General features: G+C 64.8%; 23 protein-coding genes. 18 read left to right on the top strand and 5 right to left on the bottom strand.

Annotation, left to right across the window (positions count from 1 at the left end; all coding sequences use genetic code 11):
• Window positions 1–175 precede the first annotated feature (175 nt).
• Together AC07UK_RS24110 and AC07UK_RS24105 are read left to right on the top strand one after the other, a co-directional pair.
• A complete protein-coding gene (locus AC07UK_RS24110; protein ID WP_436224144.1) occupies window positions 176–1,222 on the top strand; it encodes a Bug family tripartite tricarboxylate transporter substrate binding protein in 1,047 nt (348 codons plus the stop codon).
• Between the two features lie 103 nt (window positions 1,223–1,325).
• On the top strand, window positions 1,326–2,462 hold the full coding sequence (locus AC07UK_RS24105; protein WP_494686377.1) for an acetamidase/formamidase family protein: 1,137 nt from the start codon (window positions 1,326–1,328) through the stop codon (window positions 2,460–2,462).
• A gap of 32 nt (window positions 2,463–2,494) precedes the next feature.
• Here the strand turns inward: AC07UK_RS24105 and AC07UK_RS24100 are convergent, their stop codons facing one another.
• From AC07UK_RS24100 to AC07UK_RS24080, 5 genes are all read right to left on the bottom strand, one after another.
• The gene (locus tag AC07UK_RS24100; protein ID WP_436224142.1) at window positions 2,495–3,358 is read right to left on the bottom strand and encodes a helix-turn-helix transcriptional regulator; all 864 of its coding nucleotides are present in this window, start codon (window positions 3,356–3,358) and stop codon (window positions 2,495–2,497) included.
• A 352-nt stretch (window positions 3,359–3,710) separates the two neighbouring features.
• Complete coding sequence (locus AC07UK_RS24095) at window positions 3,711–4,757, bottom strand: Ldh family oxidoreductase (protein WP_436224141.1); 1,047 nt, start codon at window positions 4,755–4,757, stop codon at window positions 3,711–3,713.
• A complete protein-coding gene (locus AC07UK_RS24090) occupies window positions 4,754–5,641 on the bottom strand; it encodes an alpha/beta hydrolase (RefSeq protein WP_436224140.1) in 888 nt (295 codons plus the stop codon). The genes AC07UK_RS24095 and AC07UK_RS24090 overlap by 4 nt, the downstream gene beginning before the upstream one ends.
• Before the next feature lie 309 nt (window positions 5,642–5,950).
• Window positions 5,951–6,478, bottom strand: a complete 528-nt coding sequence (locus AC07UK_RS24085) for a DUF3455 domain-containing protein (protein WP_436224139.1) — start codon at window positions 6,476–6,478, stop codon at window positions 5,951–5,953.
• A gap of 219 nt (window positions 6,479–6,697) precedes the next feature.
• On the bottom strand, window positions 6,698–7,291 hold the full coding sequence (locus AC07UK_RS24080) for a TetR/AcrR family transcriptional regulator (protein WP_114131518.1): 594 nt from the start codon (window positions 7,289–7,291) through the stop codon (window positions 6,698–6,700).
• A 173-nt stretch (window positions 7,292–7,464) separates the two neighbouring features.
• On the opposite strand from AC07UK_RS24080, the gene AC07UK_RS24075 reads away from it, so the two are divergent.
• The 16 genes from AC07UK_RS24075 to AC07UK_RS24000 all read left to right on the top strand — a co-directional run.
• The gene (locus tag AC07UK_RS24075) at window positions 7,465–8,286 is read left to right on the top strand and encodes an alpha/beta fold hydrolase (RefSeq protein WP_436224138.1); all 822 of its coding nucleotides are present in this window, start codon (window positions 7,465–7,467) and stop codon (window positions 8,284–8,286) included.
• A 4-nt stretch (window positions 8,287–8,290) separates the two neighbouring features.
• A complete protein-coding gene (locus AC07UK_RS24070) occupies window positions 8,291–8,587 on the top strand; it encodes an extradiol ring-cleavage dioxygenase (protein ID WP_114131520.1) in 297 nt (98 codons plus the stop codon).
• 10 nt (window positions 8,588–8,597) lie between these two features.
• Complete coding sequence (locus AC07UK_RS24065; protein ID WP_436224137.1) at window positions 8,598–9,437, top strand: DODA-type extradiol aromatic ring-opening family dioxygenase; 840 nt, start codon at window positions 8,598–8,600, stop codon at window positions 9,435–9,437.
• A gap of 22 nt (window positions 9,438–9,459) precedes the next feature.
• A complete protein-coding gene (locus AC07UK_RS24060) occupies window positions 9,460–9,804 on the top strand; it encodes a non-heme iron oxygenase ferredoxin subunit (protein ID WP_436224136.1) in 345 nt (114 codons plus the stop codon).
• A gap of 10 nt (window positions 9,805–9,814) precedes the next feature.
• On the top strand, window positions 9,815–11,218 hold the full coding sequence (locus tag AC07UK_RS24055) for an aromatic ring-hydroxylating dioxygenase subunit alpha (protein WP_494686378.1): 1,404 nt from the start codon (window positions 9,815–9,817) through the stop codon (window positions 11,216–11,218).
• Window positions 11,215–11,766, top strand: coding sequence for a 3-phenylpropionate/cinnamic acid dioxygenase subunit beta (locus AC07UK_RS24050; protein WP_436224134.1), 552 nt, complete (start codon window positions 11,215–11,217; stop codon window positions 11,764–11,766). Before AC07UK_RS24055 ends, AC07UK_RS24050 begins: the two co-directional genes overlap by 4 nt.
• A 2-nt stretch (window positions 11,767–11,768) precedes the next feature.
• Window positions 11,769–12,584 carry a 3-(cis-5,6-dihydroxycyclohexa-1,3-dien-1-yl)propanoate dehydrogenase gene (gene hcaB / locus AC07UK_RS24045; protein ID WP_436224133.1) on the top strand — a complete coding sequence of 272 codons (816 nt, stop codon included), beginning with the start codon at window positions 11,769–11,771 and terminating at the stop codon, window positions 12,582–12,584.
• A gap of 16 nt (window positions 12,585–12,600) precedes the next feature.
• Window positions 12,601–13,617, top strand: a complete 1,017-nt coding sequence (locus AC07UK_RS24040; protein WP_494686379.1) for an NAD(P)H-dependent flavin oxidoreductase — start codon at window positions 12,601–12,603, stop codon at window positions 13,615–13,617.
• A 90-nt stretch (window positions 13,618–13,707) separates the two neighbouring features.
• The gene (locus AC07UK_RS24035; protein ID WP_436224131.1) at window positions 13,708–14,487 is read left to right on the top strand and encodes a 2-keto-4-pentenoate hydratase; all 780 of its coding nucleotides are present in this window, start codon (window positions 13,708–13,710) and stop codon (window positions 14,485–14,487) included.
• A 45-nt stretch (window positions 14,488–14,532) separates the two neighbouring features.
• Window positions 14,533–15,696, top strand: coding sequence for an ABC transporter substrate-binding protein (locus AC07UK_RS24030; RefSeq protein ID WP_436224130.1), 1,164 nt, complete (start codon window positions 14,533–14,535; stop codon window positions 15,694–15,696).
• Entirely contained in the window at window positions 15,693–17,558 is a 1,866-nt protein-coding gene (locus AC07UK_RS24025) for a feruloyl-CoA synthase (protein ID WP_494686380.1), read from the top strand. Before AC07UK_RS24030 ends, AC07UK_RS24025 begins: the two co-directional genes overlap by 4 nt.
• A 40-nt stretch (window positions 17,559–17,598) precedes the next feature.
• Window positions 17,599–18,552: an acetaldehyde dehydrogenase (acetylating) gene (locus AC07UK_RS24020; protein WP_436224128.1), complete on the top strand. Its 954-nt coding sequence runs from the start codon at window positions 17,599–17,601 to the stop codon at window positions 18,550–18,552.
• Window positions 18,553–18,572: 20 nt separating this feature from the next.
• Entirely contained in the window at window positions 18,573–19,595 is a 1,023-nt protein-coding gene (gene dmpG / locus AC07UK_RS24015) for a 4-hydroxy-2-oxovalerate aldolase (RefSeq protein WP_436224127.1), read from the top strand.
• Between the two features lie 4 nt (window positions 19,596–19,599).
• Entirely contained in the window at window positions 19,600–20,670 is a 1,071-nt protein-coding gene (locus tag AC07UK_RS24010; RefSeq protein ID WP_436224126.1) for an FAD-binding oxidoreductase, read from the top strand.
• Between the two features lie 122 nt (window positions 20,671–20,792).
• Window positions 20,793–21,842 carry a branched-chain amino acid ABC transporter permease gene (locus AC07UK_RS24005; RefSeq protein ID WP_494686381.1) on the top strand — a complete coding sequence of 350 codons (1,050 nt, stop codon included), beginning with the start codon at window positions 20,793–20,795 and terminating at the stop codon, window positions 21,840–21,842.
• A 105-nt stretch (window positions 21,843–21,947) separates the two neighbouring features.
• Window positions 21,948–22,674, top strand: a 727-nt coding sequence (locus AC07UK_RS24000; RefSeq protein ID WP_494693892.1) for a branched-chain amino acid ABC transporter permease, incomplete at its 3' end; no start/stop codon positions are given.

The raw sequence follows: 22,674 nt of genomic DNA, 5'->3' as shown, positions 1-22,674 counted from the left end.
AGGCGCCGTGCGGCGTCTGCGATCGTCGGCCAGCGTACCGCCATGCCGCAGAACGGAGGACGTTTTGGTAAACGGCTCCCCAAATGGGGAAGCGCCTTGTGTCCGAATCAGTAGAGTATGAGCCCGGGCTGACCCTGTCGCCCACGCATCGCGATTCACAAGGAGACAAGAGTCAATGCAAAGCCGGAAGCCTCCGTCATTCCTGACCGCCCCTCGGCGGGTGGCCACGATTGCCGCCATCACTGCGGCCATCACCGCCACGCTCGCCGTGGCTGTCGCAGGCCTGCGGCCCATCGCCGCCAACGCAGCGGCAACGGACACAAACATACAGGCCGACTGGAAGCCTTCGAAGCCTATCGTCTTCATCGTGCCGTTTCCGCCGGCAGGCATCAACGACGTGCTGGCCAGGGCCGTGGCGCAGCGCCTGTCGAACGCGCTGGGACAACCAGTCGTGGTGGAGAACCGGCCGGGCGCCAGCGGCAACATTGGCGCGGAGGCGCTCGTGCGCGCGGCACCGGACGGTCACACGATCGGCATCCTGAACAGCATCCACGCGGTCAACGCCGCCTTCTACCGCAAGCTGCCCTACGATGTGACGCGCGACCTGGTACCTGTGGCGCCGCTGGGCGAGTCACCGCTGGTGCTGGTTACGAACCCGCACACGCCATACAAGTCCGTCCCCGAACTGATCGCCTATGCCAAGGCGAATCCCGGCAAGATCAACTATGGCGGCCCGACCAGCTATCCGCTCGAAATGATCAAGACGATGGCCGGTGTCGACATCACCAATATTCCTTACAAGGGCAGCGGCCCGACGATCAACGACATGATCGCCGGCCATATCGACCTGGCGACGGGACCGCTGCTGGAGTACATGCCCCATGTGAACTCCGGCAAGCTGAAGCTACTGGCCGTCGGCACCGCGAGCCGGCTCAAGGCTCTGCCCAACGTGCCCACTGTGGCCGAGAGTATTCCCGGCTACGACACTACCGTCTGGTATGGCGTGTTTGCCCCCAAGGGCACGCCGGCGCCCGTGGTCGAGCGGCTGCGCGGCGAGATCCGCGCCATCATGAGCGATGCCGGGATCCGCGCCAAGCTGACCGGCCTGAGTGTTGACACCGCCTTCAGCCAGACCGGCGTGACCGGCCTGAGCACCCGTCTGACCAGCGAAACGCAGCGCGCGCACCAGATCGTCACCAAGACCGGTGGCTACCTGAACTAGATCGGGCAATGCCTTGTTGTGAGAATGCACTGAGCTGATGTGCTGCATTTCGCCGTCCAGGGGGGTGGTGCCGCGGACGGCCCAATCGAAAGGAACCAAAAAGATGATGATCGACAGGAGACATTGGCTGAAGGCTGCCGGCGCCCTCGGCCTGGGGGCCGCGTCGCTGAAGGCGGCGGCACAGGTGACGGCGGGGCGGAACACGCCGCTTGCTGCATCGGGCGCCGCTCCGCTCCCCGTAGTCAAACCGGGCAAGATCCACCGGATCGAGTCCGCCACCGAGACCGTGCGCGTCGGCATTCTCGACCCCAAGGCGACGCCGGTCGCCAGCATCGAGTCGGGCGACCTCGTGATGTATCCCAATACCTGGGTCAACTGGGCCAACGGCGCCTCGTACGGCATGAGCTACGAGGATCGCGAACCCGTGCGCAAGCGATTTCCGCAAGGGCCGTACTCGAACGTCGGGCCAGTGGAGCTGCGCGGGTCGATGCCCGGCGACGTGGTGGAGTGCCGGATGGTCAGGCTGCGCCCGATCGGCTGGGGATGGAACTCGGCACCAAAAGGGGTCGGTGCACTGCCGAACGACTTTGCGAAGCCGTACCTGCGCTATTTCAAGTTTGACGAGAGCCGGCAGTACACCGAGTTCGCGCCGGGTATCCGCATCAAGCTGGCGCCGTTCCAGGGCGTGATGGCGGTGCAGCCCGCCGGCGACGAACCGATCAGCGGCATCCTCAGCGGTCCGTATGGCGGCAATCTCGTGTTGCGCGAGCTGGTTGAGGGTACGTCACTGTTCCTACCAGTCCAGCGGCCGGGCGCGATGATCTGGACCGGCGACTCGCATGCCGCCCAAGGCGACGGCGTGGTCAATCAGACCGCCATCGAAACCGCGATGGAGGACATGCAGATCCAGTATTTCCTGCACAAGCAGCGGCCCTTGGCCCTGCCGATGGCGGAGACGCCCAGCCACTGGATCATTCTCGGCTTTGGCAAGAATCTCGACGAGGCGCTCGTCGCCTGCCTGCGGCAGATGCTCAACTGGGTGAGCGCGGCGACCGGCATGGATCCGCATGACGTGTACTCGCTCGCCAGCATCACCTCGGACTTCCGCATCACGCAGTACTCCAACCAGACGGCCAGCAACTACACGTCGATTCCGGCCAAGACCGTGCACGGCATGCTGCCCAAGGCGGTATTCGACGCGGTCATCCAGGACAAGCTGTCGCGCTCGCTGCGCGGCTGACCGGCAGCGGACGCCGGGCGGCGTGGGGCGCCTCAGTCGCCGTGCGCGCCGCCCGGCATGCCGGTGCGGCGGAACTCCGACGGGCTAAGCCCCAGGTGCTGGACGAAAAAGCGCGTGAAGTGTCCTTGCGCGCTGAATCCGAGTTGGTGTGCCACGTCCCCGATGCTGGCATGCCGTTCCGCCAGCAGGCGTGTGGCGATGCCGATTCGGATCCAGTCGAGGTATTGCTGCGGCGAGATGCCCATGCAGGCCTTGAACTGGTGGAAGAGCCGGCTGCGGGACATGCCCACCGCGCTGGCGACCGTTTCAACGTTGGGGTTTTCCCCGGCGTGGCTGCGTATGTACTCGGTCGCGCGCTTGATCCGGTAGTCAAGCGGCCTGGTGTTTGCCAGCACTTCGGTCATCGACCGCCGCTGAAGATGGCAGGCCGACACCCTGCGCGCCAGATTCGCGACGGCGGCCTCGCAATCTGCCGAGCCAATTGCCGAATCGTCGGCCAAATCCCGAGCCAGGCAGGTACCCAGCGCCGTCAGCGATGCGACGGTATCCGCATCCATGCGCACCAGTGTTTTACTGAAGCGCAGGCCGCCGGCAGGATTGTCGACGCCGAGCGTGCGCCCGAGCCATTCCGGCTCCAGTAGCAAGGCGAGCAGCAGCGAAGGCGAGCCCTCCTTAGCGCTCTTCGTATGCGTCGACCACGGATTGATCAGCAGCGCGCAGCCGTCGGTCAGTGTCGCCGGTTGGCCGTCGATCTTGAATGTCGCATCCGTGCCGCCGACCTTGAAGATCAGATGGAACTCCGCATGGGCATGCGCGACGAGCGGCCCCGATATCCGATGGAGGGTGGCACGGCCGAAGCTGCCGTGGACGATGCGTATCTGGCGGTCCTTTGCCATGCAAGGTGTCTCCTCAAGCAAGCCAAAGGGGAATCGTGCCGATGCGCTGCAGGTGGCGGAGTGCGATTTCACTCTCAGTCAACCGGCGCCCGACCAATCGATGCCGAAGAAGTCGTACAGGAGACAGAGGACCCGTCAGTTCCACACGCTTCGGCGAACCAGTCGATAACCCCAAAAATTGCAAACGTTTGCAGTCAGTCAGGATTATGTCATGCGCGTGGCAGCCGTCAAGGGAAAGACAGTGTAGCCCCGTCGATTCGGCCGAACGTGAAACAAGGTCCACACGGGAACGGAACGGGCAGGGCGTTGCTAACGATTCCTCGGCGCGCCTGAAGGTGACTTTCCGGCCACGCTACGCCCAGGGGGCGCGGATGCCAGCCTGGCTGGCAAGTGCCTCCAGCGCGTCAGCAGTCACAGGCGCCAAGGCAATCCCGTTCGCGCCGCGCTCCCGAGCTTCCGCGTAGCCGCGTTCTCCCGGCAGCCGCGGAGGACCTTCGACAGAGGCCGGCAGGTTGTGGATGGCCCCAGCGAGCTCGGTCAACTGCGCTTGAAACAGGGAAGGGTCCACCACCTGGGCGATATCGATCACGAGCAACCACGCGTTCTGCGTGTGGCGATGACCGGCAGTGGGGGCCAGCAGCGCGGGCGCCAGGATCGGATGGTTGGTCAGCAGGCTGCAGGCGATCTCGGCCATCAGCGCGAGGCCCGACCCTTTCGGGCCGCCCAGTGGCAGCGGCGTTGTCGCCTGGCGCGCGTCCGTGGTGGGATTACCCATGGCATCGATGGCCCAGCCCGGCTCGAGCGGCCGGCCGGTGGCCCGAGCCTGCATCAGCTTGCCGAAGGCAACGGCTCCCGAAGCCATGTCGAACACGATCGGCTCGCCGAGCCCCGGGCAGGCCATGGACAGCGGAGCAGTTGAGACGCCCGCCACCGAGGCGCCATGGTAGGCCATCAGCGGTGCCGAAGCGGCCATTGCCATGGCAAACATTCCTGCACTGGCCACATGCGCGGTGTGAAAGCCGAGCGCGCCGGTATGCGTTGTCTCCCGCAAGAGCACCAGGCTCGCCCCGGCCTGGCGCGCCCCGGCGAGAGCTTGCCCGGCGGCAATGCGCATGCCCAGCGCACCGGCGCAGCGATCGCCCTCGACCACGGTCAGGGCTGGCAGGCTTAGCCCCGGGCGCGGTTGTGCCTGGCCATTCATGTCGCCCGAGGCCAGCCACGCAGTGTACTGCGGGATGCGCGAAACCCCATGTCCTGGCGAACCGCGCAGGTCAGCCCACACCAGGCTCTCCGCCACCAGTGAGGCGCCAGGTTCGTGCAGCCCGGCCGATGCAAGTAGTGCCTGTGCGAAGGCTTGCAGCCCGGCTGCGCTGATCATGGTCGATGGGCGCGCAGTCATGCGGCCCCCAAAGACGCCTGGCGGGCCGGGAAGAACTTGTGCAGCCAGTCCGTGACCAGGTTCATGACGGCCCGGTTGTCATCGGAGAAGATGAAATGATCGATCTCCGAGAACAGATGCAGTTCGGCCGGCATCCTGGCGTTGCGGAACAGCCCGATCGACTGGTCTGTAGGGGTGACCGAGTCGTCCGCCGGATGCAGCAGCAGGAGCGGACGCGGGGCAATGTTGCCGACCACTGCGTTCGGCCGAAAGCGCAGCATGCTTTCGACCACCTCGAACGGGAACTCCATGAAGCTTCCCGCGGGCAGACTGCTGCGCATCTCGGGGGGAATGGGCACGATGTCAAAGCGCGAGACCTGCATCGACTGGCCCGTGGCCAACCGGGCACGGCCTTCTTCCACCATTGCCTCGAAGCGCTGCCAGGCGGCCGAACCGGCATGCTGCTGACGCAGCTTTACTTCCCCATCGCCCCATCCGGCCGATGAGATGCAGGCCACGATGCGAGGGTCAACGCCAGCCGCATAGACCGCCACGGCCGCACCGAAGCTGTGACCCATCACAGCAATCTTCGCAGGCTCCACTTCGGGCAGGCTCTGCAAGTAGCTGACCGCGTTGCGGGTGTCGCTCACCTGGTCCTCGCACAGTACCTTGCCGCGCTCGCCTTCGCTGTTACCGCAGCCCCGCATGTCGAAGCGCAGGACCACATAGCCCAGTGACGAAAACAGGCGCGTTGCCAACTGCACCATGCCGTCGTCCTTGTTGCTGCCGAACCCATGCAGCACGGCGATAGCGGGACGTCGCTCGCCTTCGGCAAGATCGGGGGGTAAATGCAGGGCTCCGGCCAGGCGAAGCCCGTCGGAGTCAAATTTCACAACCGTGTGCACGCTCGATTCTCCAAGTTTCGTGGCACACGATGTTGTACGAAATCCGCCTTCCGATGGCTGCCCAAGCATCCACTGACTTACCCGATCGTCCGCTTACTTGAGAGGGAGAAAAAGATGGAATGAACGCGCCCCCGCACCCACGAAGCGGGAGCGGTTCCATTCAGATCTGGGAAGCGAGGCAGGTAGGCGTGCCCCCCATCACGAAACGGCATCGCTGTGCCAGAGTGGGGAGTGCCTTTCCTTACCACCAGCAGGCCACCGCCAGCGGGGAGTACTAAACCGGCACGGTATCTGCCAGCGTCACCTTGGCTATTCCAGGAAGACGTAGTCCGCCCGATACGGCATGCGATTCTCCTGTCCCTCCTGTGTGCAGGCCTGAGGGAGGGCTTGTCCGCCTTGCGTATTCAGCCGTTGCACGTAACGCGTCCTCGCAAGCAGGCCAGTTCCGCCGGTGCTGGTTGCCTGCAACAGTAAGAGTGGAATGCTGTCCGGCTCTTGAGCATTGGGCGTCTGTCGCAATACCTTGCCGGTCACCTTGCTGCCGTCAGGCGCTTCCCAGGTTGGCCCAGCGTAGTGTTTGACGACGAGTTGTCCGGTGTCATCCTTCAGGGTTGCTTCCGGGGCCGAAAAGCTCCATAACAACCGGCCGTCGTTCGCACGCTTGCACTGATAAATCTGTACACCGGATGCGTGCAGCACCGCGATCGTTCCACGCGCGTCGGTGGGTTGGAGTTCGGGCGGAGCCGATGTCCTCGGTGTGGTACACGAAACGAGCACGCCTGCCATGCAGAGTACAGTGAGATTCGCTTTGCGAAAATGCCGAGAACCTTGCGACATTTGGCCTCCTTACCTGTGCCCATGGGAGGATAGTACTTCCCGAGCCACGTTGCCAGTTGTGTCCGCGCGGGTATCCTCACGTGAAAAGCGGACATTGGCCAGTCCCTCGCTCCAACCTGTGAACCTCCGGTACTACCATCTGAACGGACGCGAATGCTCGTCAACCAAGTGGATTTTGGGACGTTGGAAGTCGCGACAATTGGGGAAGCAGCCGTTCCCCTAGCTCGGTGTCAACAAGAGCTTTTCCATGACGGCCCGACGTTCCGCCTTCTGTTCGTCATTGCCTTGATGCGAAAGCAACGACTCCGACAATTCATAGCTGTACAGTGCGAATGCCCTTGCCCTTGCCTCGGCAATGCCGAAGCCCAAAGCGCTAAAGCATTGTGAGATATAAGAGAGTCGCTTGGCATCTACCTCGTCCAGTACCTGGCGCACACGCTCGTCACGACGCGCCCAGGCGCGGATGGCTAGTTCCGTCGAGGCGGCTTCCTGGGCCGACACGCCACGGAAAGGCAGCGATAGCAGGTCCCGGATCAGGTCGCGCGGGGTCAGGTTGCGCCGCTCGAAGCGGTAGATGATCTGCTCCGTGGCTTCGTCGCGCCAGGATTCGAGCATCCGGCGCAGCAGATCGTCGCGGTCCTTGAAATGCCAGTAGAAGCTGCCGCGGGTAACGGCGAGTTCTTTTGAGAGCACTTCCACGCGAACTGCGTCTACGCTTCGACTGACCAGCAGGTTGCGGGCGGCCTTGATCCAATCCTCGGGTGTAAGTTGGTTGCGCACAGGGGCTGTTCCACCTGGCGTGGCTTTCGTCATAGGGTCTCCATCAGCAACGTGCACGATTCTACTCCTCAGGGAAAATACACTTGTGTATGGAATTTCCTTCGTGGGTTCTGCGCGTATACCCTCACGAAATACACGAGTTTCCGCCTTGACCTACCTCAACTCACTTCATACCATACACATACGTATGTGTATGGAGAAACGCGATGAGCAAGTTTGAGGGTGTGGGTTCAACCCTGGTGGCCGCCGGCCACCAGACCAATTACTTCGACCAGGGCTCTGGCAAGCCATTGTTCTTGCTGCACGGCTCGGGTCCGGGGGTGTCCGGCTGGGGCAACTGGAAGGGCGTGATGAACGAGCTGGCGCAGTCGTTCCGCGTGATCGTGCCGGACATCGCCGGCTTCGGCTTCACCGAGTTCAAGGACGGCACCAAGTACGACATCAAGCTGTGGGTCGGCCACCTGGTCGGGATCATGGACGCGCTGGATATCGAGCGCGCCTCGTTCGTCGGCAACTCGTTCGGCGGCGCGTTGTCGCTGGGCCTGGCGGTGTTCGACCCGAAGCGCGTCGAGAAGCTGGTGCTGCTGGGCGCACCGGCCGGAGAGTTCGAGCAGACCCCGGGGCTGCGCTCGGCCTGGGAATACGAGCCATCGCTGGAAAACATGGAAAAGACCATGCGTCTGTTCCCGTACGACCAGTCGATCATCACGCCGGAAATGGTGCAGTCCCGCTACGAGGCCAGCGCCCGTCCCGGCGCCCAGGAGGCGCTGCGCAAGCTGATTCCGCAGCCGAATGCCGAGGGTCCGACCATGGTCAAGGGCTTTCCGGCGCATGTGGTGGCAAAGATCGAGGCGCCCACGCTGGTCCTGCATGGCCGCGAAGACCGCGTGGTGCCGCCGGCGTGCGGTCAGCTGCTGGCGCGCGCGATTCCGAATGCCGACTTGCACCTGTTCGGCCGCTGCGGCCACTGGGTGCAAACCGAGCGACGGGCCGATTTCCTGAAGCTGGTTTCCGACTTCATCGCCTGACGCCATGAGCCGCAACGTACTCGAGCGGGTGCTGCACCAGTTGACCGTCGACCGGTCCGCCAAGCAGCGCTTCCGCGATGACCCGGAAGCCTTCCTGCAGCGCTTTGCGCTGACTGAGGGTGAGCGCGCGATGTTGACCGGTTTTGACGTGCTCGGGCTGCAGCGGGCCGGCGTGAACCCGATGCTGACCATGGGGTTCTGGCAGGAGCTCTCGCCCGAGCGCGACATGCGCGCCTACATGAAGAAACTGCGCCCGGTGGGCGCGTCCGAGGCGCTTCACAGCGCTGCCCTGAAGCAATAGGTAGGCAGAGATGGGACAAATCGTAGGCGGCTTTTTGGTGCCGCACGACCCGGTGATGTTCGTGGCCCCGCAGGCCCCGGCACCGGCCGTACAGGATCGTATGTGGGGGGCGTTCGCCACCTGCGCCCAGCGCCTGGCTGAACTGGAGCCGACCAGCGTCATCGTGGTGGGCGCCGACCACTACATGCTGTTTGGGACAACCTGCCTGCCGAGCTACCTGATCGGGACTGGCGACGTTGACGGCCCGCTGGACGCGATGCCGGGGCTGAAGCGCGGGCATATCCCCAACAGCGAAGGCCTGGCTGCGCATATCGCGGCCGATGGCCATGCGCGCGGGTTCGACTGGGCGGTGGCGCGTGCCTTGACGGTAGACCACGCCATCGCCATCCCGAATCAACTGATGGTCCAGCCGATGCGCGAAGCCGGCCGCAGCGTCGGCACCGTTCCGGTCTACCTGGCAGCCGGCGTGGACCCGTACATCCGGATTGCACGAGCCATCGAAGTCGGACGCCAGATCCGCGAAGCCGTGGAGTCGTTCGACGCCAGTGAGCGGGTAGCCGTGATTGGCAGCGGGGGCATCAGCCACTGGGTTGGCACGGCAGAAATGGGCCGAGTCAACGCGGACTTCGACCACCAGATCCTGGATTACGCCCAGCGTGGCGACCTGGCCGCATTGGCCGCACTCAGCGACGAATACATCCTCGCGAATGGCGGCAACGGCGGCATGGAGATCCGCAACTGGGCCTGCGCCATGGGCGCCCTCGAGGGCGCGCGCGGCGAGGTCATTGCCTACGAGGCGGTCCCGGAATGGGTGACAGGCCTTGGTTTCGTGCAACTGCATCGGCAGTAAGGCACGCAGACGGATAGCAGACATGAGCAAGAAAGTATTCCTCCTGAAGCGCGAAGCGCTAGAGCCTGGCCAGGTGTGCAAGGTCGAGACCGATGGCTGCCCGCTGGCGGTCTATAACGTCGACGGTGCCTTCTATGCCACCAGCGATGTGTGCACCCACGCGACCGCATCGTTGTCCGAAGGCGAGATCGTCGATGGCGACCTGATCGCGTGCCCGCTGCATGACGGGCAGTTCCATATTCCCACCGGCCAGGCCATGGCATTTCCCTGCACGGTGGACCTGCGCACCTACAAGGTGATCGAGGAAGGCGACGAGATCTACGCTGACCTGGAGCAGGAGTCCGAAGCCGCTACGTCGGCAATCTGAGGAAAGCGACATGACACACGACTGCACGGGCAACTGCGAACGCCTGCGAAAAGACCCCGTCAGCGAACCGCTGAGTGGGCTCGACCGACTGATCGACCTCGACGTCGGCCGCCTGTCGCGCCGGGTCTACTGGGACCACCGAATCTATGAGCAGGAGCTGGAGAAGATCTTCTCGCGTAGCTGGCTGTTCCTGGCGCATGAGTCCCAGATCCCCAAGTCCGGCGATTACGTGACCACCTACATGGCGGAAGACAATGTCATCGTCGTGCGCCAGAAGGACGGATCGGTCAAGGCGTTCCTGAACACTTGCCCGCATCGCGGCAACAAGCTGAACTTTACCGACGCCGGCAACGCCCGGACCTTTGTCTGCAACTACCACGGCTGGGCCTTCGGAATCGATGGCGCGCTGCGCGGCATGGCGGGGCAGGAACTGTTCGAGGACAGCGGCATGAACCGGGCCGAACACGGTCTGCACCCAGTGGCACAGGTAGCGACCTACAAGGGCCTTGTTTTCGGCAACATGGATCCCGATGCGCCTTCGCTCGAATCTTACCTGGGCGACTTCCGCTACTACCTCGATGTGATGCTCGACATGGACGGGCAGGGCACGGAGTTTGTCGGCGGTTGCGTGAAGTCGGTGATCAACTGCAACTGGAAGGTCCCCGTCGAGAACTTCATCGGCGACATCTACCACGCACTGTGGACGCACGACTCGGCCGCGCGCGCCATGTTGGGCGGGCCGGTTGCAGAGGTCTACAAGGATCCCGATTCCTATCACGTCAACTTCAACGGCCATGGCTGGGAGTTCAACCTGGACGTGGTGGGGAACGCCGCGACGCTGGGCGACAAGGAAATCCGCAAATACCTGTACAGCATCCAGCCGAAGGTTGCGGAACGCCTGGGCGAGTTCCGCTCCAAGATGATCGGCTCGATCTCGTCGGTCAGCGTGTTCCCGAACCTGTCCTTCCTGCCTGGCCAGAACACATTCCGGGTCTGGCATCCGCGCGGCCCGGGACAGATCGAGCTGCATACCTGGACCATCGTCAACAAGAGCGCGCCGCAGGACATCAAGGACCGCTGGCTCAAGGGAACCATGATGACCTTCTCGCCGTCGGGCGTGTTCGAGATGGATGATGGCGAGAACTTCGAGTTCTCGACGCGCACCAACGCGGGGTTCGTGACGCGCCAGCAGGATCTGTACATGGGCCTGGGCCGTGGCTCGCGCGTAGAGGATAGCGAACTGCCGGGCAACGTCTACCGCAACCAGGTGAACGAGGCCAACCACCGCGCGTTCTACCAGCGCTGGCTCGACCTGATGCGCTCGCGCAACTGGTCCGAAGTGCCGGTACGCGACCAGGCTAGTCTGGAAGACAGCGCCTATACCTACCAGAGCAACGCCAAGGAGGTCGCATGAGCGCGCTGCCGCAATCCCTGCCCGAGGCGACGGGCGAGCAGCCGGTGGATCGCGAGACCGCGCACCGCATCGAGCAGTTCCTGTTCCGCGAGGCGCGCTTGCTGGATAGCGAAGCCTGGGAGGAATGGCTCGCCCTGGTGACCCCCGATATCCACTACTGGATGCCGGCGATCGAGAACCGCCGCCGCGCCGACAAGCTGGGCGCTTATTCGCCGGGCCGCGGCGCCTTCTTCGACGACAACCACCTTGACCTGGAACGGCGGGTGGCGCGCTTCAAGCAGCCTTCGGCCTGGGCCGAGGATCCGCCGACGCGTCACGTGCACGTGATCAGCAACATCGAAGCGCTGCACGGTGGGGCAGAGGACGAGTTCATCGTGCATTCGGTCTTCGTCAACTACCGCAGCCGCGGCGAGGCCGACAACGACCTGCTGCTGGGCCGGCGCGAAGATCTGCTGCGTCTGGTGGACGGTGACCTTCGAATCGCGCGTCGCAAGATCGTGATTACGCAGTCCCTGTTCATGTCCAAGAATCTCAACACCTTCCTGTGACCATGGGCTGGCTAAATGACGATGTGGCGCTGGTCACCGGGGCAAACTCCGGGATCGGACTGGCAGTGGTGCGGCGCTTCCTGGCCGAAGGGGCCAGGGGGATCGGCGTGCTGGTTCGCAGCGCCAGCGGCGCCGACAGCCTGCGCGAAGAGTTTGGCGAAGGCGTGGCCATCACGGTCGGCGACGTGCGCTCGCCGGAGGCCAACGCCGAAGCCGTGGCCAATACGCTAAAGGCCTTCGGCAAGCTCGATACGCTGATCGGCAACGCGGGTGTGTGGGACTACTTTGCGCCGCTGCGCAAGTTCGCTGACGGGCAGCAGGCCGCGGAAACCTACCGGGAAGTCTTCGATATCAATGTGCTGGGCTACCTGCTGGCGGCCTATGCAGCGGCGCCTGCGCTGCGCGAAAGCCAAGGCAGCATGATCTTCACGCTTTCCAATGCGGCGTTCTATGCCGGTGGCGGCGGGCCGGCATACGTGGCGTCGAAGCATGCTTGCGTTGGGCTGATCAAGCAACTCGCGTATGAGCTGGCACCGGATGTGCGCGTCAATGGCGTTGCGCCAGGTGGCACGGTGACGCCGCTGAAGGGGCCGGAGTCGCTGGGCAAGCAGGACGCAAAGCTGTCAGAGATTCCAGGCTTCAGCGATGCCGTGGCTGGAGCGGTGCCGCTCGGCTTCATTGCGCAGCCGGAGGACCACACCGGGCACTACGTGCTGCTCGCCTCCCGTACCAATTCGCCGGCCACCACGGCAGCCATCCTGCAAAGCGATGGCGGCTGGGAAGTGCGTGGGCGGCCCGCGCGACGACCACGCGACTGAACGAAACAACGAAAAAATGAACGCCCCCATTCCAAACTCCGCCTCGGCGCACGCAGCGTTGCGCGCGACCTTCTCCGCTGCGCGCCTGCCGGTGATGGCCGCACCGATGTTCCTGGTTTCCGGCCCTGAACTGGTGTGCGCCAGCCTCAGCGCGGGCATCGTCGGCACCTATGCCGCGCCCAACGCTCGCAATATCGAGGCGCTGGACCAAGCGCTTGCGCAGATCTCCGCGCATGCCAAGGATAGCCCGACCGTGCCGTGGGCATTGAACATGATCGTGCACAGCAGCTACGACCGCTTCGACGCCGAGATGGCGCTGGTCGAGCGCTACCGGCCCGGCATCGTCACCACTGCCCTGGGCAGCCCACGCCGGGTGCTGGACCGGGTGCACGCCTATGGCGGGCTGGTGATGGCCGATGTCATTTCGCCGGCGCTGGCGCGCAAGGCCATCGAGGCTGGCGTGGATGGCCTGGTGCTGGTGAGCAGCGGTGCCGGCGGTCATACCGGCCAATACCACCCGTTCTCGTTCCTGGCCGAGGTGCGCGAGTTCTGGGACGGCCCCATCGGCCTGGCCGGCGCCGTCTCCAGCGGCGCACATATCCGCGCGGCACAGCTACTCGGTGCCGATTTCGTGGTGGTCGGCACCCGGCTGATCGCAACGCCGGAAAGCATGGTGCCCCAGCAATACCGCGACCTGCTGGTGGCAAGCCGCATGGAGGATCTCGCGCTGTCCAGCGCCGTCTCCGGCGTGCCGGCCAACTGGCTTAAGCCGACGCTCAAGGCCGCCGGCTTCACGTCCGAGCAACTCAAGGCGGAAGGCAGGATCGATTTTTCCGGCGATATCGTGGCGGCACCAAAGGCCTGGAAGGACGTCTGGTCTGCCGGGCATGGCGTCGGCGCGGTGCGCACGGTGGCCACTGTCGCACAGGTGGTGGCGGAGCTGGAGACGGACTATATCGCTTGCCTGCGTGGCGAGCAGGCTGCCACGGCTGCGCTGATGCACCGTTACACCGGCAGCCCCGCGTCGGCCTGAACCGGCCTGACGTATCCCGAAGTGCAGTAGCGGGACGGACAGACGCACACGCGCGACGTCCCCGGAATCAAACCATAAGGTAGACACAGGATGACAGCCCCTCGAATCCAACAGGCAGCCGACGCGCTGCACCAGGCCCGGCAAGACCGCATGCCGATCCCGCGTATCTCCGAGTCCTACGGGATTGCCAGCCTTGACGACGCCTATGCCGTTGCCGAGGTCAATACCCGGCGTGGCGTCGACGCGGGCCGAGTCATCAGCGGCAAGAAGATCGGCCTGACGTCGGTTGCCGTGCAGAAGCAGCTCGGCGTCGACCAGCCCGACTTCGGCGTGCTCTTCGCCGACATGGAGTACGTCAGCGGCATGGCCGTGCCCGTCTCCACGCTGATCCAGCCCAAGGCGGAAGGGGAGGTGGCCTTCGTGATGGGCAAAGACCTCGAAGGCGACCTGACCTGGGGCCGTTTCCTGAGCGCAATCGAGTATGCGCTGCCGGCGATCGAGATCGTTGACAGCGCGATTCAGGACTGGCGCATCACGCTGGTCGACACCGTTGCGGACAACGCCTCTTGTGGTCTCTACGTGCTGGGTGCAGACCCGAAGCGCCTGACCGACGTGATCCTGCCGGAATGCGGCATGCGCTTCCTGCGCAATGGCGAGACGAGTTCGGAGGGCAGCGGCGCTGCCTGCCTGGGCCACCCGCTGAACGCAGCCTGGTGGTTGGCAAACACCATGTTGAAGGCAGGTGCGCCGCTGCGGGCCGGCGATGTTGTGCTTTCCGGCGCGTTGGGGCCGATGTTCCCGATCAAGGCGGGTGAGGCATTGCAGCTTGAAGTGGAGGGGCTCGGGCGGGTGAACTGCCAGACCGAGTAAATCGATCGTCGTTCCCGCCTCGCAGAGCGGGACGCTGGAGACAATATGAAACAGGCAATCTTCAAGGCGGCAGCCATCGTGCTGGCCACCTCGGCAGCGCTCACCCTTTTTTCGGGTACGGCGCAAGCGCAATCGGGCGAGATCACTATTGGGGTAACGCTGTCGGCAACTGGTCCAGGTGCGTCGTTGGGCATCCCGGAGAAGCAGGCGATTGGTATGCTGCCCAAGACCTTGGGCGGCAAGCCCGTGCGCTATGTGATCCTTGATGATGGCACTGATCCTGCCGCGGCATCGAAGAATGCGCGCCGCCTGATTGAGGAAGACAAGGTTGACGCGATCATTGGTTCGTCAACGGTGCCGACCTCCATCGCCGTGGCCACGGTGGCGGCCGAGGGCAAGACCCCGGCGATCGCACTCAGCCCGTTCGTGCCGAAGCCGGGCTGGGTGGCATGGTCGTTTTCGTTGCCCCAGCCGGTAGGCCTCATGTCTGCCGCGCTGCTCGACGATATGGCTGCGAAGAAGGTGCGCTCGCTGGCGTTCATCGGCTACAACGATTCCTACGGCGAGGCCTGGCTGAAGGATATCCAGCCGCGCGCCGAAGCAGCCGGCATCAAGCTGGTAGCGACCGAGCGCTTCGCCCGCACCGACCAGTCGGTGGCCGGACAGACGATCAAGGTCGTAGCATCCCGGCCCGACGCCGTGCTGATCGCCGGCAGCGGCACGCCGGCGGCGTTGCCGATGTCGGCACTACGGGACCGCGGCTTCAAGGGAGCTATCTACCAGACGCACGGAGTCGCCAACAACGATTTCCTGCGCGTGGGCGGCAAGGCGGCCGATGGTGTGGTGCTGCCTGCGGGCGCACTGCTGGTGGCCGAGCAGTTGCCGCCGTCGCACCCAAGCAAAGCGGTAGCGGCGGATTTCGTCACCCGTTATGAAGCCAAGTACGGTGCTGGCACGCGGGACCTGTTTGCCGGCTACGCGTATGACGCCTACTTGCTGCTGGACAAGGCAGCGGGCGCGGCTGCCAAGGCGGCGCAGCCTGGCACGCCGGCATTCCGCCAGGCATTGCGCGACGCCATCGAAGGAACCACTAACCTGCCCGCTACGCACGGCGTGATCAGCGTCAGCAAGACCGAGCACTCCGTCTACGACAGTGCGAGCCGCGTGGTGGTCAGAATCCAGGATGGCGGCTGGAGGATCGTGAAATGAATGCAGTAGCTTGCCGCATGCTGGCCGACTGCCCGCCTGATGCCACGGGCCAGCGCAGTCCTGTGAAGCTGGCCACCCCCGATATCACGATCGATCGACGCGAGGACGGCAGCTTCGTCCTGCGCTCCACCCAGGCGCTGCAGCCATACGTGCGTTGCATCGGCGACTGGCTGCAATACTGGGCGCAGGAGGAGGGCACCCGCACGTTCCTCGCCGAGCGACAAGGCGACGACTGGCGCCGCGTGAGCTACAGTGACGCGCTGGCGGCCGTCCGCCGGATCGGCCAGGCGATCCTGGACCTGGGCATCGCCGAGGACGCCCCGATCGTGGCGCTTTCCGAGAACAGTATCAACCTGGCCTTGCTCTCGCTGGGCGCCATGCACGTGGGTCGGCGCATTGCCGTGGTGTCGTCCGCGTACACCGTGGTCGCCAGGGACCATGCAAAGCTGCACGCCATCCTCGACCGGCTCCAGCCCGGCATGCTCTACGCGGAAAATTTCACGCAGTATGGTGGGGCGATCTCTTCGTGGAAGCCCGCGTGCCCGGTGGTCTTCACGCATGGGGCACAAGGCGATGCGCTGCCGTTCAGCACGTTGCTCGATACCCCCCCTGGCATTGCGGTCGATGCGGCGTTCGCGGCAGTCGGCAGCGATGCGATTGCCCGCATCCTGCTGACTTCCGGCTCGACCGGTGTGCCCAAGCTGGTGCCGAACACCCACCGCATGCTGTGCGCCAATCAGCAAATGATCGCGCAGTGCTGGCCCTTCGTCGACAAGGCGCATCCCGTTGTACTCGACTGGTTGCCGTGGAGCCATACGTTCGGGGCCAACCACAACTTCAACTTGGTGCTGCGCAATGGCGGCACACTGTACATCGATAGCGGTCGTCCGGCACCGGGGGCAATCGAGGCCACGCTCAAAGGGATTCGCGAAGTCAGGCCTACGCTGTTCTTCAATGTCCCGCGCGGCTATGACGTACTGTTGCCGTATCTGGAAGCCGACGAATCGCTGGCCCGGGCGCTGTTCGAGCGCCTCGACATGCTGTTCTTCGCCGCCGCGGCCTTGCCTCAGCAATGCGCGGAACGGCTGCGAGCGGTCGCTGCCAGGGTTCGCGACGTACCGCTGTTCTTTACCACCGAGTGGGGCTCAACGGAGACCTCGCCGGTGGTCACCAGCGCGCACTTCCAGACCACGTCGACCCGCAATATCGGCGTTCCGGTGCCCGGCGTGGAACTGAAGTTCGCTCCCTGCCAGGACAAGTACGAGCTGCGCGTCTGCGGCCCCTCGATCTTTCCCGGCTATATCGGCGACGAGGCGAAGACACGCGAGGCCTTCGACGAAGAGGGCTTCTATTGCATGGGAGACGCCGGCAAGCTTGTCGATCCAGCGGACCCGAGCGCCGGGGTTATTTTCGACGGGCGCGTATCGGAGGACTTCAAGCTCACCACCGGCACGTGGGTTTCGGTCGGTACGCTGCGTATCGCGGCGGTGTCGGCCATGACGCCTTATGCCCAGGACGCAGTCGTATCAGGCCATGACAGGGCGGAGGTGGGCCTGCTGATCTTCCCGACGGCGGCGCTGCGTGCGCTGGCCGGCGACGGCGGAGGCAGCCTGTGCGGCAAGTCGCTGGGACAGCATCCGGCCGTGCGACAGGTGCTCAGCGAGATCCTGGCCGCCCTGTGCAAGGGCGCCGGCAGTTCGCAACGGCCGGCCCGCGCGGTGCTGCTCTCCACGCCGCCCTCGATCGAGCAGGGCGAGATCACCGACAAGGGCTATATCAACCAGCGCGCCGTGCTGACGCTGCGCGCCGATGACGTCGAGCGGCTTTACTCCGACTGCACGTCGGTCATCTATCCCCTCTGAAACCGGTCTGGAACAGACAGGAACAAATAAGGAAGCAGTCATGACTCGAAAACTGAAGGCCGCCATTATTGGCTCCGGCAACATCGGCACTGACCTGATGATCAAGATCCTCCGCCACGGGCGCCATATCGAGATGGGAGTCATGGTCGGTATCGATCCCGCTTCGGATGGCCTTGCCCGGGCGTCGCGCATGGGCGTGGCGACGTGTGCCACTGGCGCGGCAGGCCTGAAGGAGATGCCGGAGTTCGCTGATATCGACATCGTGTTCGACGCCACTTCGGCAGGTGCGCACGTGCAGAACGACAAGCTTCTGCGTGAAGCCAAGCCCGGAATCCGCATGGTCGACCTGACACCGGCCGCGATCGGCCTTTACTGCGTGCCAGTCGTCAACCTTGAAGCACATCTCGACGCGAACAACGTCAATATGGTGACGTGTGGCGGCCAGGCGACTATCCCCATGGTGGCTGCGATCGCTGCGGTAACCAAGGTGCACTACGCCGAGATCGTAGCCTCGATCTCCAGCAAATCGGCCGGCCCGGGTACGCGCGCCAATATCGATGAGTTCACGGAAACCACCTCGCGCGCGCTCGAAGTGGTGGGCGGCGCCACCAAGGGCAAGGCCATCATCGTGCTCAATCCCGCCGAGCCGCCACTGCTGATGCGCGACACCGTCTATACGCTCTCAGAACCGGCCGATACCGACAAGGTCGAGCGCGCGGTGGAGGCGATGGTGGCGGCCGTCAACCGCTATGTACCGGGCTATCGCCTGAAGCAGCGCGTGCAGTTCGAAACCTACGGTGCGGACCGCCCGCTGAACATCCCCGGCGTAGGCAGGCTGCCGGGTCTCAAGACGACGGTGTTCCTGGAGGTGGAGGGTGCCGCGCACTACCTGCCGGCCTATGCGGGGAACCTCGACATCATGACTTCCGCCGCGCTCGCCACTGCCGAAAAGCTGGCGGAGCGCCAGATCGCTGCCACCGGCGCTGCCGCTTGAACTCCAGACAGGACACCAAGATGACTACCAAGCTCTATATCTCGGACGTGACGCTGCGCGATGGCTCGCACGCTATCCGTCACCAGTACAGTGTTCCGCAGGTCCGAGCAATTGCCAAGGCGCTGGACGATGCTCGCGTCGATTCGATCGAAGTGGCGCACGGTGATGGACTGCAGGGATCATCGTTCAACTACGGATTCGGCGCGCATACCGACCTGGAATGGATCGCAGCCGTGGCGGAAACCGTTACGCATGCCAAGGTGGCCACACTGCTGCTGCCAGGCATCGGCACCATCCACGACCTGCGTGCCGCCTATGACGCCGGCGCCCGCATCGTGCGCGTGGCCACGCATTGCACCGAAGCCGACATCTCGCGCCAGCATATCGAGTACGCCCGCGAGCTTGGCATGGACACGGTCGGCTTCCTGATGATGAGCCACATGACCACGCCCCAGGTGCTGGCGCAGCAGGCAAAGCTGATGGAAAGCTATGGCGCCACCTGCATCTACGTCGTTGACTCCGGCGGCGCACTCACCATGGACGGCGTGCGCGAGCGCTTCCGTGCGTTCAAGGACGTGCTCGATCCCACCACGCACACCGGTATGCACGCCCACCACAACCTGAGCCTCGGCGTAGCCAACTCCATGGTCGCCGTGGAAGAGGGCTGCAACCGCATCGATGCCAGCCTGGCTGGCATGGGCGCGGGGGCCGGCAACGCGCCGCTTGAAGTCTTTATCGCCGCGGCGGAACGCATGGGCTGGAACCACGGCACCGACCTGTACAAGCTGATGGACGCCGCCGACGACCTGGTGCGCCCGCTGCAGGACCGGCCGGTGCGCGTGGACCGCGAGACCCTGGCGCTGGGCTACGCCGGGGTCTATTCGAGCTTCCTGCGCCATTCGGAGGTAGCCGCGGAGCGCTATGGGCTGAAGACCGTCGACATCCTGGTCGAGCTCGGGCGGCGCCGCATGGTCGGTGGCCAGGAGGACATGATCGTGGACGTGGCCCTCGACCTGAAGTCGCAACAGAACGCAGCCGGATAATCCCATGTCGCAGGAACAGACCCTCGAGCGCCCGGGCGTGGCGGCAGAAGCCAGGTCCCACGCGGAACACCGTATCACCTTCGCACCGGCCGGGGTCACGCTCGACTGCGCACCGGGCCAGTCCGTGCTCGAAACGGCCCTGGGCGCGGGCTTCTTCCCGAAGCACAGTTGCCGGCGCGGCGAATGCCACGCCTGCTGCGCGCCGATCAAGAGCGGGTCCGTGTCCTACCCGGAGGGATTCGAGCCGGAAGGCGTCCCGGAAGGGCACTGCCTTACCTGCATGGCCAGGCCGGAGGGGGATGTGGTCATCGAGGCGCCTGAGGTGTCGGCGGTCCCCGGACGGCGTGTCGTGCAGGCCGGTGCCCGCGTGCTGTCGGCGGACCGCGTCAGCCATGACGTCACCGTGGTACGGCTGCAGGTGCCGCCAAACGCGGGCTTCGATTTCAAGGCGGGGCAGTACTGTGACGTGCTGCTGCGCGACGGCACCCGCCGCAGTTACTCCATGGCCAACGCGCCGGACGGCAGCGGGACGATGGAATGGCATGTCAGGGCGCTGCCCAAGGGGCGGTTCTCGACGCATGTGTACCAGGCGCTGAAGCCCCGCGACATGTTGCGGGTGGAGGGGCCGTTCGGCGCCTTCGTGCTGTCTGAAACCGACAAGCCCGTCATCCTGCTGGCGTCCGGCACCGGCTACGCGCCGATCGCATCCCTGATGAAGACCCACGGCCAGGCGCTGCAGGCACGCGGCGCGGTGTTGTACTGGGGCGGCCGCCGACGCGAGGACTTGTATGCCATCGACGAGGCACAGAAGTGGGATGCGCTCGCGGCGCGCCTGCGTTTTGTTCCGGTGCTGTCCGAGCCGGATGCCGACTGGCAGGGGCGCAGCGGCTTCGTGCATGAAGCGGTCGCGCATGACTTCCCGGACATGAGTGGCCTGGAGGTCTATGCCTGCGGCAACCCGCTGATGGTGGACGCCGCCCGCGCAACCTTCACGCGCGATCATGCCCTGCCGGACGGGTCCTTCTTCAGCGATGCCTTCATTACCGCGGTGACCGACCCCAGGCCCGCACCATAGCCCGCCGCGCGGGCATCAGCAAGTACCACCAGAAGTCCAGGCTCCCGGATGGCGCCGAAGGACTCAGCTTTCGATAGCAGCGCGCCCATGCCGGGCGCCTGACCGAGGTACGAGGAGACAACATGGATATCACAACCGCCGCCCTGCTGGCGCAGGACGGCATCACTTCAGGCGCGGTGTACGGCCTGCTCGCGCTGGCCCTGGTGCTGGTGTTTTCCGTTACGCGGGTCATCTTCCTGCCACAGGGCGAGTTCGTTGCCTATGGCGGTCTCACGCTGGCCGCGATGCAGGCGGGGCATGCACCGCAGACCAGCCTGCTGCTGGTCGGCATGGGTGTGCTGACCTTTATCTTCGATGTCGTGGCCGTGATGCGCAGCCACGATTTGCGCCGGGCGGCGCCGCGCCGCATCGGCGTGCTGGCGGTGAAGTACCTGCTGTTCCCTGTCGCGGTTCACCTGTCGGCGCAGACCTGGGGCGGCCAGCAGGTACCGATGGCGGTGCAGGTCGCGCTGACGCTGCTGATCATCATCCCGCTGGGGCCGATGCTGTACCGGGTCGCCTACCAGCCGCTGGCCGAAGCCAGCACCCTGGTGCTGCTGATCGTCTCGGTCGGCGTCCACTTTGCGCTGGTGGGGCTGGGCCTGGTGATGTTCGGCGCGGAGGGCTCGCGCACCGCTTCATTCTCCGAGGCGTTCTTCGAACTTGGCACCATCAACGTCTCCGGCCAGAGCCTGTGGGTGGTGGGCGTGGCGGGCTTGCTGATCGCGGCGCTTTACTTCTATTTCGAACGGACCCTTCCCGGCAAGGCACTGCGTGCCACGGCGGTCAACCGGCTGGGTGCCCGGCTGGTCGGCATCGGCACCACGCAGGCCGGGCGGCTGTCGTTCACGCTGGCCGCGGCGATCGGCGCACTGTGCGGAGTCCTGATTTCACCGCTGACCACCGTGTACTACGAGTCGGGCTTCCTGGTGGGCTTGAAGGGCTTTGTCGGCGCCATCGTCGGCGGACTGGTCAGCTATCCGCTGGCGGCGGCCGGCGCGCTGCTGGTCGGCCTGCTCGAATCCTATTCCTCGTTCTGGGCCAGCGCCTACAAGGAGGTCATTGTCTTCACGCTGATTATCCCGGTGCTGTTGTGGCGATCGGTCGTCAGCAAGCCGGCGGAGGAGGAATAAACCATGGAAATCGCGACGAACAAAGACCAGCGTGTCGGTGGTCTACCCGGCACGCGTGCCTACGCGATCGGCGCACGGCGCATCGTCTGCTGGTTGCTGCTGGCGATGCTCCTGCTGCTGCCGGTACTGCCCACGCCGGAATTCTGGATCACGCTAGGCAACTACGTCGGGCTGTACAGCATCGTGGCGATCGGGCTGGTGCTGCTGACTGGGGTGGGTGGCATGACCTCGTTCGGGCAGGCCGCGTTCGTGGGGCTGGGCGCGTACAGCACTGCGTACCTGACCACGCAGTTCGGGCTGTCGCCGTGGTTCGGGCTGCTGGTGGGGCTGGTGATCACGATGGCATCGGCCTATGTGATCGGGCTGATCACGATGCGCATGTCCGGCCATTACCTGCCGCTGGCGACCATTGCCTGGGGCCTGTCGCTGTTCTTCCTGTTCGGCAACCTGGAGTTCCTGGGCAAGTATGACGGCCTGAACGGGATCCCGGTGCTGTCGTTCTTCGGCATCGAGCTGCAGTCGGGCCGCTCGATGTTCTACCTGATCTGGGCGGTGGTGCTGCTGGCCGTGCTGGCGATGCAGAACCTGCTGAACTCGCGCCCGGGCCGCGCCATCCGCGCGCTCAAGGGCGGCGGCGTGATGGCCGAGGCCATGGGTGTGAACACCGCGTGGATGAAGGTGGTGATCTTCGTGGTGGCGGCAGTGCTGGCGTGCGTGTCCGGCTTCCTGTACGCGCACCTGCAGCGCGCGGTGAACCCGACGCCGTTTGGCCTGAACTACGGCATCGAGTACCTGTTCATGGCCGTGGTCGGCGGCGTGGGCCATGTGTGGG

The organism is Cupriavidus sp. GW821-FHT07C08 (assembly GCF_059419025.1).
This window is presented reverse-complemented; position numbering and strand designations above follow the sequence as displayed.